We start from the raw sequence: 20562 nt of genomic DNA on the forward strand, positions 1-20562 counted from the left end.
AATACTCCGATGCTTGATCGTTACTAAACAAAATTCAAAATTGATACCCCATTAGCCTGCTACGATGTAGTTTATTCCATCTCCTGATGTTCCAGCACCTGTCCGGCAGCTTCAAGTTTTGGTTTTATTTCTTCATACTGAATGTCGTGAATTGGAGTCTCTTTCTCCAGTGCCATTCCGGCAATCAGTGCCGCACTTTGCCCAAGTATCATAAAAACGGGCTCCATTCGTATCGACCCAAATGCAATGTGCGAGCTCGAGACCGCCACCGGAACCAGCAAATTCTCACATTCTTCCTGTTTCGGTAGAATCGATCCCAGCGCAATTTGATAAGGCTGATGCGGATGAACACCAATGTCGCCTTCGTTTTGCACAAAACCTTCAGGAGTGATGTAACGTTGCGTGTTGTGCGAGTCCATGGTGTACGAACCCATTCCAACAGAGTGGGGAACCGGTGATTTTCCCAGCGCCTCATTTTCGGTCATCACAAATTCGCCAATCATACGCCGGGCTTCGCGTACATAAATCTGGTGGGGCCAGTTTCCGTTATCGGTGAATTCATCTTTTGCCAGCCCCCATTGTTGCATTTCATTTTGTATTTCAGCAGGAATTCGTGGATCGGTAGCATAAAAATAAAGCAGGCCTTTCTGGTAGTTTTCGTGTTCGCGAATAATCTCGGCCCGGCGCTCGTAGGTCGCTTCGGGGTAGTCGTAGTTCATGCCAATATTATCAAAACTAAACGGTCCGTGGTTGTTTACATCGGTTTTGTGGTTCGGAATCGGATCGAATTTATTAAACGTCTGGCGCCAGCCGTGGTTTAACACCCTAACCAGCAGTTCGTATTGTGCAGGATCGTAATCTTCAGGCTGCTCAAAAGGAACACGGTTTTCAGGCACTTTTGTCAGGCACATCCTGAAACAATAAGCCTGTATACGTTTGTCGCCATCGTCTTTAATTCCCGGATCATCGGTTGAAATACGGGGCAAAACGCCACTTGCCTGATCATCGGGAACAACATAAGGGCTGATATTCATATTGCCGAAATGATGCCCGTGATGAAGCACGCCCGTTTGTATGCCATTCCATTGCTCGTTGTAAACATCGTTTGCTTCGCGCCCAACGTGGTAATTAATCCCCGCTGCGGCCATTAAATCACCTTCGTAAGTGGCATCGATAAATATATTTGCTTGGTACTTTTCGCCGTTCAGCATGGTAATGGAAATGATTTTGCCGTTTTGTTTTTCCACTCCATTCTCACGGTCGAGCCAACGATTCCGGAAAACACTGATGTTATTTTCGCTGATAAAATCCTCAAAAACCTGCTCGGCCACATGAGGTTCAAAAATCCACATGGTGCGTTTGTCGCCATCAATTGCCGGAGTTCCCTGCCCGGTATTGCCATATTCTTCGCGCTTTTCCCACTGCCAGGCTTCATCGGTTTGGTAATGCGAATACACGCGCTGGTAAAATTCTCTGGCCAGTCCGCCAATCACAACTTTATTTCCGGTGTCGGTAAAACCAAGTCCGCTTGATGTTAATCCGCCCAAATGTTTATCGGGGCAAACAATTACAACCGATTTATTCATTTTTGCCAGTTGAACAGCCGCCGTAACAGCCGCCGAAGTTCCACCATATATTACAACATCGGCATTTGTAGTTGTTACATCCTGTTTGCTGTTACAACTAAAAATTAAAAGTGCAACGCTAACGATGAAGAGGAGGAGATGTTTCTTTTTCATAGCTAATCAGGTTTAGTTAAAAGTCGTCGGATGGATTTCTTTCTTTTATCTTTCGTAATGTAATCCGTTTAGAGGTTGAATTTAAGTTTTGATTTTGATTGAACAAAATGTTTATAATAAAATATGAAATAGTCTGAATTTCAGATGTTAAAAAATTTTCAACCTGTTGTCAAATACATAAGCTAAAATTCCTCATTTCGTTTAGAAATTTATCTTTGTCTATTGCAAAAAACTTTTTTTTGTAAAACCGGACTAGAAACCAGAAGAAGAACAAATTTCAATTTAATACTAAACCGTAGCCAAAAGCTACACTAAAATTTATCAATTTATGAGCAGTATATTTTTTATAGTGCCAGTTGCCTCGATTTTGGCATTGGTATTTGCCTGGATATTCTTCAAATCGATGATGAAGAATTCAGAAGGTACTGACAGGATGAAAGAAATTGCACAATACGTTCGTGAAGGTGCAATGGCTTATCTGAAAAGACAGTACAAGGTTGTAGGAATTGTTTTTGTAATACTCTTTATCCTACTAACCATTATGGCATATTTTGGCGTTCAAAATCCATTTGTGCCCATCGCATTTTTAACTGGTGGTTTTTTCTCAGGCCTTTGTGGATTTTTGGGAATGAAAACTGCAACATTTGCTTCAGCGCGTACAGCACACGGAGCTTCGCAGTCGTTGAACAAAGGTTTGCAGGTTGCTTTCCGAAGTGGCGCAGTGATGGGTTTAATCGTTGTGGGATTTGCATTGTTAGATATTGCAGCATGGTACTTTTTTCTAAGTGAAGTTGTATTTACACCGGAGCATATGGCTAATGGTGCTGAATTCTTAGGGCTTCATTTCGTTCACGGAAGTACTGATTATGTAACGAATGGTGTAATCAACGATGCAGGCCAACGAGTAAAATTAATTGAGATAACAGTTACCATGTTAACCTTTGGTATGGGTGCTTCTACACAAGCATTATTTGCTCGCGTTGGAGGAGGTATTTATACTAAAGCAGCTGATGTGGGTGCCGACCTTGTTGGAAAAGTAGAAGCCGGTATTCCGGAAGACGATCCGCGTAACCCTGCAACTATTGCCGATAACGTTGGTGATAATGTTGGCGACGTTGCCGGTATGGGAGCCGACCTTTACGAATCGTACGCTGGCTCTATTTTAGCAACCGCTGCTCTTGGTGCCGCTCTTCCTGCAATCGTTCTTTCTGATACAGGTATCGATCCTGTTAAAGCAGTTACAGCTCCTATGCTTGTTGCTGCCATTGGAATTATTCTTTCCATAGTGGGAATCTTCATGGTTCGTACCAAAGAATCTGCTACACAGAAAAATTTATTAAATGCTCTGTTAATTGGTACCGGAGGAAGTTCATTTTTGATACTTCTTGCAATGGCCGGAATGGCTTACCTTGGTTGGGTAACCTGGGGCGTTTTCTGGGCTGTTATTATTGGATTGGCTGCCGGTGTTATTATCGGGCAGGCTACTGAATATTTTACATCTGATGAATATAAACCTACAAAAGGTATCGCAGAACAAGCGCAACAAGGACCTGCAACTACTATTATTGATGGTTTAGCCGTTGGTATGTATTCAACCTGGATACCGGTTGTAACCATTGTACTTGGTATTATGGGATCATTCTGGGCAGCAGGTGGTGCAGAACACTTTGCTATGGGTGTTTACGGAATTGGTTTTGCTGCTGTAGGTATGTTATCTACACTGGGTATTACATTGGCTACTGATGCGTTCGGACCTATTGCTGATAATGCAGGAGGTAACGCTGAAATGGCTGAGCTTCCGCCGGAAGTTCGTGAAAGAACAGATGCTTTAGATATGCTGGGAAATACAACTGCAGCAACCGGTAAAGGATTTGCAATTGGTTCTGCGGCATTAACTGCAATGGCTCTAATCTCTGCTTATATGGAAGAAATTAGATTGTGGTTTGGAAAAATAGCAACAGCCGGAGAAGGATTTGTTACCAAAGGATCATATATCTTTTATAATGATATTGCTCCGGCAGCACAGGATGGAATGCAAGCAATTAAGATTTCAACTGCTTCTGTAAAAGATTTTACGGCTGCTTACGACGTTACTCTTTTTAACCCCCTGTTTTTAGGTGGTCTTTTCCTGGGGTCAATGATGGCATTTTTGTTTAGTGCAATGACAATGAAGGCTGTTGGTCGCGCAGCGGGTGCAATGGTTGATGAAGTTCGCCGTCAGTTCCGCGAAATTAAGGGAATCCTTGAAGGAACAGCTACACCTGAATATGCCAAATGTGTTGAAATTTCAACTAAAGGAGCACAGAAAGAAATGTTGGTACCTTCATTAGTAGCAATTATAGTTCCTGTTGTTGTTGGAGCTTCAATGGGTGTTGCCGGTGTTATTGGCTTGTTGGCTGGTGGTTTAACTGCCGGTTTTACGCTGGCTGTATTTATGAATAACGCAGGTGGTGCCTGGGATAACGCTAAAAAATACATTGAAAAAGGAAATTACGGTGGAAAAGGTAGCGAAGCACACCACGCCGGTGTTGTTGGCGACACTGTTGGCGATCCTTTCAAAGATACTTCAGGACCATCGCTGAATATCCTGATTAAATTAATGACTATGGTTTCGGTTGTAATGGCCGGTTTAACTGTAACATTAAGTTTGCTGTAAGCAAGTTATTAATATTAAAATATGAAACCATCTGTCGAAAGGCAGGTGGTTTTTTTGTGTTTGATTAGCTTGGAATGCAGATGGTACAGATTGGAAAGTTGACGCTGAGTTTTTTCAGATAGAGAGATGAAAAAGTGTTAAATTGTTGCTATTGTAAAATTGTAAGCTTTCATCTCCGTGAATGGGTTCTTGTCGTCTGAAACTCACGAAGCTCAGTAACTGTTTCCAGCTATCAGGTTTGCAATTCAGCAATTTTTCAGTTTAACAATTTATTTCAAACTCCTCCGTTATTCTAACCACCTCATCCTTTCGGTGCTTAAAGTCTAATCTTCTCAAGGCCTCATCGTCACATTATCTCTATCGCACATAAACAAAATTTAACTTCGTAATTGAACAAATTATTTGTAAATTCAGTTACACTAAGAAAAACGTAAATTCTAATCATTAAAAATACTACCATGGCGAATCTAACAACAACTTATATGGGTGTAGAGCTAAAAAATCCACTCATACTTGGAGCAAGCAACTTAGTATCGAAACCCGATGTAATTAAACAAATCGAAGAAGCCGGAATTGGGGCGATTGTATACCGTTCGTTATTCGAGGAGCAAATTCAACTCGAAAGTTTGCAAATGGATGAGTTACTCAGCGAATATGAAAACCGAAACGCAGAAATGACTGATCTTTTTCCGGGATTAAAACATGCCGGACCAAAAGAGCATTTATACAATGTGGAGAAACTGGTTAAAAGTGTTGATGTTCCGGTATTTGCAAGTCTGAATGCCATTTACGAACCAACCTGGGTTGAATATGCACAGGAACTGGAAAAAACAGGTGTGGCAGGTTTGGAAATAAACCTTTATGCCGTGCCGGGGTATTTCGAAGTAACCGGCGAATCGATTGAAGACAAGCAGGTGCAAATTGTAAAAGCCATTAAACAAGTGGTTAAAATTCCGGTGAGTGTAAAAATGAGTTTGTTTTACACCAATCCATTGAATTTTATTAAAAAGGTTGATGAGGCCGGTGCTGATGGTTATGTGTTATTTAACCGCTTTTTCCAACCCGAAATAGATATTGAAAAAGAAGAATATTTCTACCCATGGGAATTAAGTAACCCAAAAGACCATATGGTAGGTTTGCGCTATGCAGGCTTGTTGCACGGAAATGTGGAGGGAAGTGTTTGTATTAGCCGTGGTATTTACGATGCCAACGACGTAATAAAAATGCTGCTTGCCGGAGCCGATGTGGTGCAGGTGGTAAGTACCATTTACCGTAATTCGCCATCGGTAGTTTCTGATATTCTTATGGATATCAATAAGTGGATGGACGATAAAGGATACAAGACGCTTGATGATTTCAGGGGAAAACTATCACGTAAAAGTATGAAAGACCCGTTTGCATACCAGCGGGCACAATATGTTGATATACTAACGAAATCGGAGGATATCTTCAAAAAATATCCAATGGTTTAATAGAGTAATTTTTCGTAGCATTGAAAAACAGGAGCCGTTTTGGTTCCTGTTTTTTTATGTCGTTACCGGGAGGTTTGAGCCCATAAATTGATACTTAACAATGTTTTGATTATTTATATTTTGTGCTAACTTCGTAAAAAACAATTCAATACACCTTAAATCATGAAAAAACTAAGTTTTCTCCTCAGTCTCAGTTTGGCATTCCTACTGTTTCTGGGTTCGTGCACTACCACAAAACAAAACGATGAAAAGCTTTCGGTTCCTTACGTTCAGTATCAGCTGGATAACGGTCTTGATGTAATTTTACACCAGGACAAATCAGATCCGATCGTAGCAGTTGCAATTATGTATCACGTCGGGTCAAACCGCGAAGTTCCCGGTAAAACCGGCTTTGCTCACTTGTTCGAGCATATGATGTTTCAGCAGTCAGAAAATGTTGGACAGGATGAATTCTTTACAAAAATTCAGTCGGCCGGAGGAACATTAAACGGCGGTACCGGAAACGACCAGACCATCTATTACGAAGTTGTTCCGAAAAACGCGCTGGAAATGGTGCTTTGGATGGAATCAGACCGAATGGGCTTCCTAGAGAATACGGTAACAAAATCGGCCTTTGCCAACCAGCAAAATGTTGTACAGAATGAAAAACGCCAATCCTACGATAACCGTCCTTACGGATTTAACCAATGGGTAATTGCAAAAAATCTGTATCCTGAAGGGCATCCCTACAACTGGACAGTAATTGGCGAAATGGAAGACTTGTTCAATGCGTCGGTTGATGATGTAAAAGCATTTCACTCGAAATTTTATGTGCCCAACAATACCACAATTGTGTTAGCCGGCGATTTCGAGGAAGAGGATGTAAAACCATTGCTCGAGAAATATTTTGGTGAAATTCCGGGTGGCGAAAAAGTAGAAGACATGGAGCCTCAGAATGTAACACTGACCGAAACAAAAAAGCTGTACCACGAAGATAATTTTGCCAGAACGCCACAGTTAACCATGATTTGGCCAACTGTTGAGCAGTACAACAAAGATGCTTACGCACTAAGATTTCTGGCGCAAGTACTCGGAAGCGGCAAAAAATCGCCTTTCTACCGGGTTATTGTTAAGGACAAAAAATTAGCACCACGGGCATCGGTTTTCAGCCGTTCAATGGAGCTGACCGGGCAGTTTACCATTTCGGTAAATGCCAATGCGAGTACAAGTCTTGCCGAAGTTGAAAATGCAGTGTTCGAGGCATTTCAGCTTTTTGAAGAAGAAGGAATTACCGAGAAAGATCTGGAAAAACACAAAGCCGGGTTGGAAACACAATTTTACAACGGCGTAAGTTCGGTACTGAATAAGTCGTTTCAGTTGGCTATGTATAACGAATTTGCAGGATCGCCGGGTTTTATCGAGGAAGATATTGCAAAAATTCAAGCCGTAACCATTGAGGATATCAACCGGGTTTACGACAAATATATAAAAGGGAAAAATTACCTGGCAACCAGCTTTGTGCCTAAAGGACAGGTTGATTTGATTGCCGAAAATTCGGTTGATGCAGGTATTGTTGAAGAGAATGTTTTAGAGGCTACCCAGGTTGATCAGTCGGCAATTGCTGAAGAAGAAGTGATTGCAAAAACACCAACTGAATTTGATCGTTCGGTGGAACCGGCCAAAGGACCCGATCCTGAAATTTCGGTGCCTGCGGTTTGGACAGATGAAACAGCAAACGGCATTAAAGTTTATGGTATCGAGCAAAACGAATTGCCTTTGGTTCAATATTCGATAGTTATGGACGGTGGTCATATTCTGGCTCCTACAGATAAGGCAGGAGTGGCAAGTTTTATGGCCAGTATGTTAATGGAAGGTACGGCAACAAAAACGCCCGAAGAACTGGAAGAAGAAATCGATTTGCTTGGTGCTAATATCAGTGTTCGAGCCGGTACCGAAAATATTTCGGTTTATGTAAACAGCCTTACCCGAAACTATGAAAAAACGCTTGCACTTGTTGAAGAGATTTTATTGCAGCCGCGTTGGGATGAGGAACAGTTTGAACTGGTAAAGTCGCGAATGATAAACAATGTAAAACGTAACGAGGCCAATCCTAATTATTTGGCAATGGTGGCATTTGATAAGTTGGTTTATGGCGACGATAATATATTGGCAATGCCTACTTCCGGAACTGTAGAAAGCCTGGAATCGATCACCATGGATGATTTGAAAGATTTCTACAACAAGGCGATATCTCCATCTGTGGCGCGGATGCATGTGGTTGGAAAAATTGATCAGGAACGGGTTGTTACCGGATTGGCAGGTTTAAGCTCGAACTGGGAAGCGCACGATGTTGTATTTCCCGAAATTGCAGCGCCGAAACTTCCGGAGAAATCAACTATCTATTTTGTTGATGTTCCTGGGGCAAAACAGTCGGTTATTAATATTGGACAAAATGCCGTTCCACGCACTTCCGACGATTTTGAGAAGGCGACTGTAATGAATTACAAACTGGGTGGCAGTTTTAACGGAATTGTAAACCTTATCCTGCGCGAAGAAAAGGGCTATACTTACGGTGCCAGAACTTATTTCTCGGGAGGAAAAAATTACGGAACATTCCAGGCCAGCTCAAGCGTTCGTACAACGGCTACTGAAGAATCGGTTCAGATTTTTAAAGACGAGATTGAAAAATACCGCGAAGGAATTTCAGATACCGATCTGCAGTTTACTAAAGATGCACTGATAAAATCGAATGCCCGAGGATTTGAAACGCTGGGAGCATTACATTCGATGCTTACCAATATTAGTGCTTACGATTTACCTTTCGATTACGTAAAGCAAGAGGAAGAGTTTATCAAGTCGTTAACGCCTGAGCAGCACAAAGAACTGGCTCAGAAATTACTCGATCCGGAACACATGTATTATGTAGTTGTTGGAGACGCTGAAACGCAACTTTCAGCTTTAAAGAATATTGGTTTAGGCGACCCTGTATTATTCGAGTTATAATATTGGGCAGAAAAGAAAAGAGCCGTTCTGGAATTTACAGAACGGCTCTTTTTTTTATAGCGTTGCTTTTACAATCCACTAAAGTCAACATCGTTGAAGAGAATCGATGGTGTGCGCCACGAAGAGTCATCCCGCACATCGTTACCAATTTCTCCAATGTTTGCCCACAAGGTTTTCATGTTTCCGGTAATGTTCATTTCGGTAACCGGTTTTACAATCTCGCCGTTCTCCACTAAAAAACCTTCAATACCATACGAGAAATCACCGGTTGATCCGTTGCTGTTACCTCCGTTAAACCCTGTAACAAAAATTCCCCTTTTTACCGATGCAATTAATGCGTCGAGGTCTTTATCGCCGGTTTCAAAAACAAGGTTGGTGGTAGATCCGCTGTTGGGTTCCATTTCCAGTTTTTTACCGTAGTAAGTGTCGATGTAATACGTTTTTAAAACACCTTTTTCAAAAACTGTACGTTTTTTGGTGGCAATACCTTCGCCATCGAACAGGCGTGAACCACGGCCTCCGATAATAAACGGATCGTCGGTTAGCGTTAATTTCTCAGAAGCTACTTTTTCGCCAAGTTTATCGATAAGGAATGAGTTTTTTTGCTGAATAGCTGATCCATCCAATGCGTTCATCAGCGGACTAAAAATGCGGCTTACCACACGGTTTTCAACGATCATTGGCATGGTTCCCGATTCGATTTTTTTCGCACCGATTTTATCAAGTGCACGTTTTAATGCGGTTGTTCCGGTTCCCGTTTTTTTCAGTTCGTTGTATTTAATAGCTGTTTCTCCCCAGCCAAACTCAGGGCGGGCATCGCCATCACCTTTTACCGAAACGTTGGTGTATATTCCAAAGTACGAGTTGGCGGTATCGCCTTCGAAACCATTGCTGGTTACCATTACGCGCTCGTTCAATCCGTCGTAATAACTGCTGGATACCGATATGATACGCTCGTTGCTTCCCAGGATTTCTTTTTCGGCGGCAAAAGCCACCTGTATTTTTTCTACCGGGTCAACGCTGCCAAAGTTTTTGTCTAACGAACCCAGGTCTGGTCCGTCGCCTTTGTAATACAATTCAGGCTTGGGCAGTGTTCTGAATTCATCTTCCGAAAGGTATTTTGTGCCTTCAATAGCTTCTTCGATAAACCGTGCCAGGTCTTCTTTATTTAAGCGACTGGTGGAGTGCGATGAGTATTTATTGTCGACAAATAAACGGATAGACAAGTTGCTTTGCAGCGCCTGTTCCAGTTTATCAATTTTTTCTTCGCGCACTTCAACGCTGCTACTTTGGTTGTTCGAAATGTTTACGCTTACCTCCTGGGCTCCATTCTCCAATGCATGATTCATAGCCCATTTTGCCAATGTATATTTTTCTTCTTTTGTCATGGTTTTTAAGTTTAAGATTCAAACATCAATTTTACTTTTTTTCATCCCCTGCACTCCTTCGTCGCGCTTCCCCTTTCGAAGGGGGATTTAGGGGGATGATTGATTGTTTTCCCCTTGTAATTTTAAGCTACGAGGTTATGCATTTGTTCCTCCAACGGTCATTTTTTTCACTAAAACAGTTGGCAAGCCAAGTGTTACCGGAACCGATTGTCCGTCTTTTCCACAGGTCCATGTGCCGCTGTCGTTTTTGTAGTCGTTGGCAGCCATCGAAATGTCGGCCAGAGCCTGTGGGCCGTTACCAACAATATTAATGTCCTTGATAGGAGTGGTGAGTTTTCCGTTTTCGATAATGTACCCCGATTTTACAAAGAAGGTAAAGTCGCCGGCACCGATTTTAACCTCGCCATTGCTGAAATTATCAACGTAAACGCCGTAATCAACTGCTGCGAAAATTTCTTCGGTGGTGTGCGGGCCATTTTCCATGTAGGTTGATCGCATACGCGGAATTGGCATGTGGCGGAACGATTCGCGACGTCCGTTACCTGTTGGTTCAACACCATAATATTTGGCACTGATCCGGTCGTGCAGGTAGCTGTTCAAAATACCGTCTTTTACCAGGTAAGTTTTTTGTACGTCGTTTCCTTCGTCGTCGATGTTGATGGCACCGCGGTCGTTTGGCAGCGTACCATCGTCAATAATATTAATGAAACTTTCAGCAACTTTTTTATTCAGTTTGTCGCTGAAAATAGAAGTTCCTTTTCGGTTGAAATCGGCCTCAAAAGTATGGCCAATGGCTTCGTGAAGTAAAATCCCCGAACCTCCGGCACCAAGAACTACAGGCATTTCTCCGGCTTTAGGTTTTCCGGCTTTAAACAGCAGGTTGGTTTTTTCAACGGCTTCGTTGGCCAGTTCGTCAACCAAATCTTCAGTCAGCCACTCAAACCCGCGACGAACCGATCGTGCCGCATAAGCATTCTCAATTTGTTCACCTTCCTGCATCACACAAACCGCATAAAAGCTGACCATTGGCCGGTAATCGTAGGTTAAGCGTCCTTCCGAGTTGTAAAACATTACGTAGCTGCTTTCGTCGCTCATTCCGGCATTTACTTTAATCACCTTGTCGTCGAGACCAAATATTTTGTCGTTTACCTTTTGTACAAAAGGCACTTTGTCTTTCACCGAAACATCTTCCCACTTTTTCGAAATTTTGTAGAAATTGGCGGGCAGTTTCTCGTTGTAGTCGGCAGCATTAAAGCTGGCGCTTGTGTTGGCAATGTTAGCGGCCATTTTTGCTGCATTCAGCATATCGTCGAGCGCAATGTTTTCGGAGTAGGCAAAACCGGTTTGGTCGCCTTTTAACACGCGAATACCAACACCGAAGTCGATGTTTGAGTAAGCGCGGTTTACTTTCCCGTCTTCAAGCGCCAGGCTGTTTGAAATTTTGTGTTCAAAAAATAAGTCGGCATAGTCGCCGCCTTTACTCATAGCTGTTGCAATAACTTTTTGCAACATTTCGGTAGTCACTTCAAAATGATCTAAATAACTTTTCACGTCTGCTGAAATTTGTACGTTTTGGCACGATTGCACAAAGGGAGGTAAAACCATACTTCCCGCTGCAAACATACCACTTGTTTTAATAAAATCACGTCTGTCAACTTTCATAGTGCATGTATTGTTTTTAATTGTCAAATGTCTTTTTCGTTTTATCCTGTTAATTGGTAATGTTTGGTCGATTAAAATTACATTTCTATAATAATATCTGCAATATGCACCGGTAAAATCTGATAAAATACGGGGGTGTGATCCGAATTGGGGGCTTCATGGCGAAAAAATGCAAATATCAGAGAGGGGTATGTAAATATTACGAGCATTTTTTGTTAAAGATGAAGAAATTTTCTGGGGGTGTCATTAAATTTGGGGTGTTTGACAAAAATCTATTTTCAATGTAAATTTTGTATTAATTTATTACATTTTGTTATAAATATGCTTCAACAAGTTTCATTTAAGCATATTTTTGTGGGAGACAGTTAGAAAAAATCTATTTTTAAATAAAATTTATTACATCATGAAATCAAAATTGGAATACATTTGGTTGGACGGAAGTGTACCAACTCAGCAGCTTAGAGCAAAAACGCGTGTAGCAGAAAATTTTAGCGGTAATTTGGAAGACTGTCCTGTATGGTCTTTCGATGGATCATCAACTAACCAGGCCGGTGGTGGTGCTTCTGACCTTCTTTTGAAGCCTGTTTTCATTTGTCCTGATCCGGACCGTAAAAATGCATACCTTGTTTTAACTGAAGTTCTAAATCCTGATGGAACTCCTCACGAAACCAATGGTCGTGCTCATATCGAAGAAGAAGATGAAGATTTCTGGTTCGGTTACGAGCAAGAGTATTTCTTGTACGATCCACAAACACGTTTACCTTTAGGTTTCCCTGCAGGAGGTTTTCCTGAGCCACAAGGACCTTACTACTGTGGTGTAGGTGGTTCTAAAGCTTTCGGTCGTCAGATTGTTGAAGAGCATTTTGATATTTGTTTGGAAGCCGGTTTGAACGTTGAAGGTATTAACGCTGAGGTAGCTGCCGGACAGTGGGAATTCCAGATTTTTGCTAAAGGTGCACACAATGCGGGTGACCAAATCTGGATGGCTCGTTTCCTTTTGGAGCGTACTGCTGAAAAATATGGTGTTGATGTTGAGTGGCATCCAAAACCACTTGGAAAAGAACTTGACTGGAACGGTTCAGGTATGCACGCTAACTTCTCTAACGGTTTAATGAGAACTTGTGGCGACGAAAAAGTATTCAATGCAATTTGCGAAGAGTTCGGTAAAAACATTAAAGAGCATATTGATGTTTACGGTGCTTACAACGATCAGCGTTTAACTGGTAAGCACGAAACTGCTGCCATCACTGATTTCAGCTATGGTGTTTCTGACCGTGGTGCTTCTATCCGTATTCCTGTTGGAACTGTTGAGGATGGTTGGAAAGGTCGTTTGGAAGACCGTCGTCCTGCATCAAATGGTGATCCTTATAAAATTGGAGCAAGAATTATTAAAACTGTTCATGCTGCAAAAATCTAAGACATATTTGCAAAATAAAAAAGAAACTGTCCTTATTGTAGGGCAGTTTTTTTTTGCTCAAATTTGTCGCCACAAATCGCAATGCCCTAATAGTAATAGCCATGTTCAGGAAACAAATTGAAATAAAACATCACTTATTCGAAGAGACTTCGCATTCGCCATCGTTAGTTGATATTGTTGGAGAAGAACAACTGGCTGATGTGGTGGATTTTTGTTTCATTGAAAATCCTTATTTCCCCGGAGAAGCATTAATACGTCGGCTTCAGGATAAACTACCTGAAGTGCTTAAAGCATACCCGTCGAGCAACCCGAAACTTGCGCAACAGGATTTGGCGGCTGTTTTGCACATAAAACCCGAATACCTCGTTTTAGGAAATGGCGCCACCGAGCTGATCACGATTATTCAAAACAACTTTGTTGAGGATATGGGAATTCCCGTTCCCACTTTCAGCGAATACATCGAAAAGGTGCAAAACCTGGAAAAGGTGAAACTGTTTCAGCTTCCTGCCGACAAACAATATCAGTTGGATTTGGAAGCATATGCCGATTGGTTGTTGGAGGAAAAACTATCATCTGCTTTGATTATCAATCCCGGAAATCCTACCGGGCAGTTGCTTTCGATTGAAGAAATAACCGGCTTTTTAAATCGCATGAAACATTTGAAACTGGTGTTGGTTGATGAGTCGTTCATAGATTTTGCGGGTGAAGAAATTCCAAGCTTCATGCCTGTGGTTGAACAGTTTCAGAACCTAGTGATTGTACGCAGCATGAGTAAACATTGCGGTGTGCCGGGCTTGCGCCTGGGCTATTGCTGCACCGCCAACGAATATTATCTGCAACAAATTAGAAATGCATTGCCCGTTTGGAATATAAACACGCTGGCCGAGTACTTTTTAACGCAGCTAAAAGATACCGATGTTGAATACCACAATGCCCGCAAACATGTTATTTCCGATGTTCGCGAACTACACGAGGCACTGAGTGAGATTGAAGGATATGAGGTTTACCCTACGAACAGTAATTTTATTCTGTTGAAGATTAATTTTGCAATGACTGCTTACGATCTGCAAATGAAATTACTGCAGAATTTTGGCGTGTACGTACGCGATTGTTCCAACAAAATAGGCTTGGACGATAAACACATACGGATTGCATCAAAAGGCAAGGAAAAAGACCAATTGCTGATTCATGCACTGAAAGCGGTGGCTGCAAAATGTTGAAGGCAAAAGGCAAAAGTTGAAAGTCAAAAGTACTAAAAGAGCTATGGGCTTTTAGTATGCAAGCAACCAACATCAGTCTAATTTTACCGTCTCAGTTTTCAGTCACAGTTCTCAGGATCAAATATCAGAAGTATTGAGTATTGAGTATTCAGTCTCAAGTCTCAGTTTGCAGTATCAAGTATCAAGTATCAAGAATCCTGCATCCAGTATCCAGCATCCAAAAGCTTGTTACGGCTCAATAACTGCCGAGTCGCAAACGTAAGTCGGGATAATTCCCGAACTAATAATTTTAATATTCGCGTTATCCGGCAAGGTATTTCCGGACAGAACAAGCGCGGTGTCGAGTCCGAATTTATTTCCGCCAATAATGTCGGTATAAAGCGTGTCGCCAACCATTAAAATCTCGTTTCTTTTAATGTTGGGTACGTCCATCATCGCACGTTCGTAAGCCAGCAGGAACATTTGTGCATCGGGTTTCCCGAAACGTATAAATTTCTTTCCCAGAATTTGTTCTACCAGGTCGGCCAGCCCGCCAATGGCCACCGAAATATCGTTTTTATTTACCGGGTAGTTAATGTCGGTATTTGCCACAATAACGGTCATATTTTTGTGGCGTAGCAGGTTGATGGTTTTATCGATATCCTTGTTCCAGTCGAATCCTTCGTCGTCGAGAAAAGCAAACGATTTTATGTGTTCCAGATCGTTCAGGTCTACATCGCTTATGGGGACTGTTTTTTGCCCCGCCGTTTCCAGGTAGTGGGCCGAATCTTTTGTTCCAAGGTAAGCCACTGCTTTTCCGTTGGCCAGTTTTGTTTTAAAGAACTCCATGGCCAGCATTCCCGATGATAAAATTTTATCGGTGGTAATAGAAGTCAGACCTCTTTTCTGATACCAGTTTGATAGTTCCTGAGGACTTCTTGATGAGTCGTTTGTTAATACGTAATACGGAATTCCCTTCGATTCCAGATATTTGAAAGTATTTCCTACTCCCTCAATCAGTCCCGAATGATTTTTCAATACACCAAAGGCATCAAAAAACACCGCCCGGTAGTTTTTCACTACACTTCTAAAACTTTTTGTTCTCATATTAGTACAGCATCAGAGTTTTAATGTTTTCAAAATCTTCTCTACCCGGTATTTGGCTTCCATGGCAGGGAAATAAGTTTCGTAGGCTTCCTTAATCAGTTTGGTTGAATAGTATTTTCTGAAAAAGTATGGCCCGTCTTTAATAACATAGTTCAAAATAAAAAAGCGGTAAACTTCTTTAATCAAATGCACTTCGGGTGGAGTTAACGGAAAAATTCTGTGGTATTCTTTCAGAAACAGCATAAAGCGGTCTTCCATTAAAGTATCCACTTTGTAACTGAAAACGGTGCGGTCGCCAACATCGGAAACCACTCGGCTAAAAAAGTAAAAGTCCATTACGCGCGACGACATGCGGAACCAGTCGTAATCCCAGCGCGAATAAAACTTTCCGTCGCCGGTAATTGAAAAATTACCAATGTTCCAGTCAACCAAAACAGGTATGGTTTCAATTTCGGTGTTGTAATTCACGCGGTCGGCATTCCCCAAAAAATAATCGGCATGTCGCAGAATCAAATCCTTGTGAGACTCTTCCATCTGTATTTCGCTCTTGTGGATCGAGCGTTTTAGTTTCTGAATATCAGTAATTACGTTTTTCGAGGAATGTGGCAACTGGTTCGAAACGTTGGTGCACGCTTTGTGAAAACGAGCCAGCTCGCGGCCCAGTTTTTTTATGTGTCTTTCTTCCAGCCGGCGGGGTAGTTTATTTCGAATTTGAATGGGATTGTAAAATACTACCCAGGCACTGCGCTTGCGTTCGTGGTAACGGTAAATATACAGTTCGTTGCGTTTGACCAGCGATTGTGCCAAAAACATTTGATATGGGTACTCGAGGTTGTTGGCCAGGTTGTTTATAATGATGTGGTCCTCCCTAAAGTCTTCAAAATTGCCGTATTCCGAAATTTTTGCAAAAACCGGTTCGCGTTTGTAAAACGATATTTTGTATACATGATTGGTGGAAACCTTTGCGCTAACATCAAAAACACCTTTTATCTCGTGTCTTTCCCCATCAAATTCTTTCCAGGCAAGTTTGATTATCTCTCCATAATCCAGTCTCTGCATCATCTCTTTCTTCTTTTTTTCAAAGTTAGTTGGTTTTGCCTTGCAGCCTTCGTGTTGTTTTAAATTATTTCGAAATACCTTTTTAGCTCCCACTGCGGATCGTTGTGGTCAACCTGTTGGCATTCCCATTCGCGGGTAAGGGTGAAATATTTTACAAATGCCTCGCCAAACAATTCGTTGGCAATTTCCGATTCGGCCATTTTTTTAGTTGCTTTTTCCAGCGAATCGGGCAACATACCATTGCCTGTTTCCAGGTACCCATTTCCTTTGGTCGGAGCAATTTCCAGTGGTAGTTTGTTTTTTATGCCGTAAAGTCCGGCGGCCAGCGAGGCTCCAAGGGCCAGATAGGCGTTGGTGTCCGATCCCGGAACCCGTAATTCAATGCGGGTAGATTTCTCGCTTCCCGGAATGGCGCGAACTGCACAAGTACGGTTGTCGATTCCCCAGGTAAGTGTGCGGGGAGCCCAATCGCCGCCGCTCAGTCGTTTATAACTGTTTGGGTTAGGCGCAAATAGGGGCAGTATTTCAGGTAAACATTTTAACAGCCCAGCAATATAATGTTGCATGGTTTTACTTATTCCATCAGTCGAATTCGCATCCAAAAACAAATTCTTCTTTTTATCTAAATCCCACAAACTTTGGTGGATATGCCCACCGCAACCCGGAAGTTTTTCATTCCATTTGGCCATAAACGTAGCCACAAAATTGTGTTTATAGGCAACTTCTTTTGCCGCCGATTTAAACAGCAGAGCTTTGTCGGCTGCAGCAAGAATTTCGTCGTGAATAACCGTAGCCTCCATAACTCCGGGACCCGTTTCGGTGTGCATGCCTTCAAGCGGAATGTCAAACTGTTGAAGCAACTCGAACAGGTCGTTAAAATAAGGCTGGTTCAGCGAAGTTCTTAAAATTGAATAACCAAACATTCCCGGAGTTATCGGTTGCAAATCTTTATATTCAGCATTGGCAATTTCGCTTGGTGTCCCCTGAAAATTAAACCACTCAAACTCTTGCGAAAAGATAGGTATAAAACCCATTTCTTCGCTTTGGGCGGCAATACGTTTTAACAAACTTCGCGAACAAGCGGCATCTGCATATTTTGGGTCGTTGCTAAAATCGCCTAATAGAAACGGAGTGTTGTCTTCCCACGGAATCTGGCGGTAAGTTTCGGGGGCAATACTGGCTTTAGCATCGGGGTAACCGGTGTGCCAGCCTGTAATTTGGCTGTTTTCGTAACACTTGTCGGCACAGTCCCAGCCAAAAATCACATCACAAAATCCCAATCCGTTTTCCAGGGCATTTAAAAACTTATCTTTATGAATGTATTTGCCTCGCAAAATCCCGTCAATATCAGCTACAGCAAACTTTATTTTAGTGAAATTTCGTTCTTTTATTTTAGTCAGTATCTCTTGCTTATCCATTGCTAGCATCAAATTTGATTTTAAAATAAACGATGTTTGAGGAAATAACAAATATCGTCATTATAACTTTCGTTTGTTAAGGATGTGGTTTTAGTATGTCGTTTTGCTAAAAAAGTAGAAAATTTCCAGAATAACCCCTCGCTGTGTTAGGTTCGGGTAAATATTTTCTTAAAAAATGAAGATTAAGCATGATAAATGTCAGGACTGAGGATGGAAAATATTATTTTTGAGGACAGACAAAAAACAGACTTAAATAAATTTAATCATGGCACAATTTAGATTTAAGGCACTTGATGAAGTGCTTAACCGTAAGCCGGTAGAAATCGAACGCGAAGAAAACCTGGTTTCGGACTACTATGGCATGTTGGTCTTCGATCAGTCGAAAATGAAAAAATATTTGTCGCGCGAAGCCTACAAAGCAGTAACCGATGCGGTTGAAAGAGGAACTACGGTTGACCGTAAAATGGCCGACCAGGTAGCTCAGGGTATGAAAGCCTGGGCAATTGAAAACGGTGCAACGCACTACACGCACTGGTTTCATCCGTTAACAGATGGTACGGCCGAAAAGCACGATGCCTTTATTGTACATGGTGCCGATGGAGGGGTGATTGAGTCATTCTCGGGCAAATTGCTGGCACAGCAGGAACCTGACGCTTCATCGTTCCCGAGTGGCGGAATACGCCAGACTTTCGAAGCTCGTGGTTACACAGCCTGGGATCCATCGTCTCCGGCATTTATTAGCGAAACCACACTTACAATTCCTACCATTTTTATTTCGTATACCGGCGAGGCGCTCGATTATAAAACACCTTTATTGCGTGCTTTAAATACAATCGACAAAGCGGCTACCAGCGTGTGCCAGTATTTCGATAAAAACGTTACCCGTGTTCAGGCAAACCTGGGATGGGAACAGGAATATTTCCTGATTGATGAGGCTTTGTTTATGGCGCGTCCCGACCTGATGTTAACCGGACGTACGCTAATGGGCCACGCATCATCAAAAGATCAGCAACTTGACGACCATTATTTCTCATCCATCCCAACGCGTGTAAACAAGTTTATGCAGGATGTTGAGAATGAAGCCTACAAACTGGGGATTCCGGTAAAAACGCGTCATAACGAGGTGGCTCCAAACCAGTTTGAGCTGGCCCCGATTTACGAAGAGGCCAACCTGGCCAACGACCATAACCAGTTGTGCATGGACATTATGCAGAAAATTGCCCGTCGTCATAAATTCCGCATTCTTTTCCACGAAAAACCATTTGCGGGAATTAACGGCTCGGGAAAACACAACAACTGGTCGTTATCAACCGATACCGGAGTGAATTTGTATTCGCCGGGTAAAAATCCAAAATCAAACCTGCAGTTTTTAACGTTTGTAATTAATACATTAAAAGCGGTTTACGATAACCAGGATTTGCTTCGCGCCAGCATTTTAACCGCGTCGAACCAACACCGATTGGGAGCCAATGAAGCTCCTCCGTCAATCATTTCAGTATTCCTTGGATCCGAAGTTTCGGCTATGCTCGATTTAATGGAAGAAGCAGTGGTTGACCGTAAAATGACTCCGGATGAAAAAACTGCTTTAAAACTGAATATCGGTCGTATCCCTGAAATTATTCTCGACAATACCGACCGAAACCGCACATCGCCATTTGCTTTTACCGGAAACCGCTTTGAGTTCCGCGCTGTAGGATCGATGGCCAACAACGCTTCTGCTTTAATTGTGTTGAACACTGCAGTTGCCGATCAGCTGAAAAAGTTTAAAATTGAGGTAGATACCCTGATTGAAAAAGGAGTGAAAAAGGATGAGGCGATCTTCCAGGTACTGAAAACGCTGATCATCGATACAAAACCAATTCGCTTTAACGGCGATGGTTACAGCGAAGAATGGGTAAAAGAAGCCGAAAAAAGAGGTTTAACCAATATTGGAAATGTGCCGGATTCTTTGGCGGCCTATATGCGCGAAGAGTGTATCGACCTGTTCAACCGTAATGGCATTTTCAACAAATCCGAATTGGAAGGCAGGGTAGAGGTTGAATACGAGAAATTCATTATGAAGGTGCAGATTGAATCGCGTGTTCTTGCCGATATTGCCATTAACCACATTGTGCCAACGGCAGTGGAGTATCAAACCATGTTGCTCGAAAATGTGAAAAACCTGAAAGAAGTATTTCCTGAGGAGGAATTTTTGTCGCTGGCAGGTGGCCGTTTAGACCTGATTAGAGAAGTGGGAGGTCATATTTCTGCGATTAAAGCAAAACGTAAAGAAATGATTGCCGCACGTGCCAAAGCAAACAAGGTGGAAGATGTGGTTGAAAGATCAAAAGAATACGACAAAGAAGTGCGTCCGTACCTGGATGAAATTCGCGACCATATCGACCGACTTGAATTGATTGTTGACAACGAAAAATGGCCGTTGCCAAAGTACCGCGAGCTGCTTTTTGTTCGATAAAAAGATGT

The 20562-nt window shown here is 42.2% G+C and carries 12 protein-coding genes; 6 read left to right on the forward strand and 6 right to left on the reverse strand.

Features of this window, described 5'->3' with window-relative positions; all coding sequences use genetic code 11:
- Positions 1–71: 71 nt before the first annotated feature.
- A complete protein-coding gene (locus LH29_RS17550; RefSeq protein ID WP_045032300.1) occupies positions 72–1739 on the reverse strand; it encodes an FAD-dependent oxidoreductase in 1668 nt (555 codons plus the stop codon).
- 328 nt (positions 1740–2067) lie between these two features.
- Here LH29_RS17550 and LH29_RS17555 point away from each other — a divergent pair, with 328 nt between their 5' ends.
- From LH29_RS17555 to LH29_RS17565, 3 genes are all read left to right on the forward strand, one after another.
- Positions 2068–4395 carry a sodium-translocating pyrophosphatase gene (locus LH29_RS17555; protein WP_045032302.1) on the forward strand — a complete coding sequence of 776 codons (2328 nt, stop codon included), beginning with the start codon at positions 2068–2070 and terminating at the stop codon, positions 4393–4395.
- A 458-nt stretch (positions 4396–4853) separates the two neighbouring features.
- Positions 4854–5867, forward strand: coding sequence for a dihydroorotate dehydrogenase-like protein (locus tag LH29_RS17560; protein WP_045032305.1), 1014 nt, complete (start codon positions 4854–4856; stop codon positions 5865–5867).
- A 162-nt stretch (positions 5868–6029) separates the two neighbouring features.
- Positions 6030–8849, forward strand: coding sequence for a M16 family metallopeptidase (locus tag LH29_RS17565; RefSeq protein ID WP_045032307.1), 2820 nt, complete (start codon positions 6030–6032; stop codon positions 8847–8849).
- Positions 8850–8917: 68 nt separating this feature from the next.
- Here the strand turns inward: LH29_RS17565 and LH29_RS17570 are convergent, their stop codons facing one another.
- Entirely contained in the window at positions 8918–10237 is a 1320-nt protein-coding gene (locus tag LH29_RS17570) for a TldD/PmbA family protein (RefSeq protein ID WP_045032309.1), read from the reverse strand.
- 135 nt (positions 10238–10372) lie between these two features.
- Positions 10373–11899, reverse strand: a complete 1527-nt coding sequence (locus LH29_RS25205; RefSeq protein WP_045032311.1) for a TldD/PmbA family protein — start codon at positions 11897–11899, stop codon at positions 10373–10375.
- Between the two features lie 403 nt (positions 11900–12302).
- Between LH29_RS25205 and LH29_RS17580 the strand changes: the two genes are divergently transcribed.
- Positions 12303–13316, forward strand: a complete 1014-nt coding sequence (locus LH29_RS17580; protein WP_082063818.1) for a glutamine synthetase beta-grasp domain-containing protein — start codon at positions 12303–12305, stop codon at positions 13314–13316.
- Between the two features lie 101 nt (positions 13317–13417).
- Positions 13418–14536 (forward strand): pyridoxal phosphate-dependent aminotransferase, encoded by a 1119-nt coding sequence (locus LH29_RS17585; RefSeq protein WP_045032313.1) that lies wholly within the window; start codon positions 13418–13420, stop codon positions 14534–14536.
- 228 nt (positions 14537–14764) lie between these two features.
- Here the strand turns inward: LH29_RS17585 and LH29_RS17590 are convergent, their stop codons facing one another.
- From LH29_RS17590 to LH29_RS17600, 3 genes are read right to left on the reverse strand one after another with little or no spacing between them, the layout of a single operon-like run.
- Entirely contained in the window at positions 14765–15622 is an 858-nt protein-coding gene (locus tag LH29_RS17590; RefSeq protein ID WP_045032315.1) for an HAD-IIA family hydrolase, read from the reverse strand.
- Between the two features lie 12 nt (positions 15623–15634).
- Positions 15635–16684: an aminoglycoside phosphotransferase/kinase family protein gene (locus LH29_RS17595; protein WP_198152493.1), complete on the reverse strand. Its 1050-nt coding sequence runs from the start codon at positions 16682–16684 to the stop codon at positions 15635–15637.
- Between the two features lie 56 nt (positions 16685–16740).
- Positions 16741–18108, reverse strand: coding sequence for a glutamine synthetase family protein (locus tag LH29_RS17600; RefSeq protein ID WP_198152494.1), 1368 nt, complete (start codon positions 18106–18108; stop codon positions 16741–16743).
- Between the two features lie 256 nt (positions 18109–18364).
- Here LH29_RS17600 and LH29_RS17605 point away from each other — a divergent pair, with 256 nt between their 5' ends.
- Entirely contained in the window at positions 18365–20554 is a 2190-nt protein-coding gene (locus LH29_RS17605; RefSeq protein ID WP_045032318.1) for a glutamine synthetase III family protein, read from the forward strand.
- Positions 20555–20562 lie beyond the last annotated feature (8 nt).

It is taken from the genome of Draconibacterium sediminis, from assembly GCF_000949475.1.
GTDB lineage: Bacteria > Bacteroidota > Bacteroidia > Bacteroidales > Prolixibacteraceae > Draconibacterium > Draconibacterium sediminis.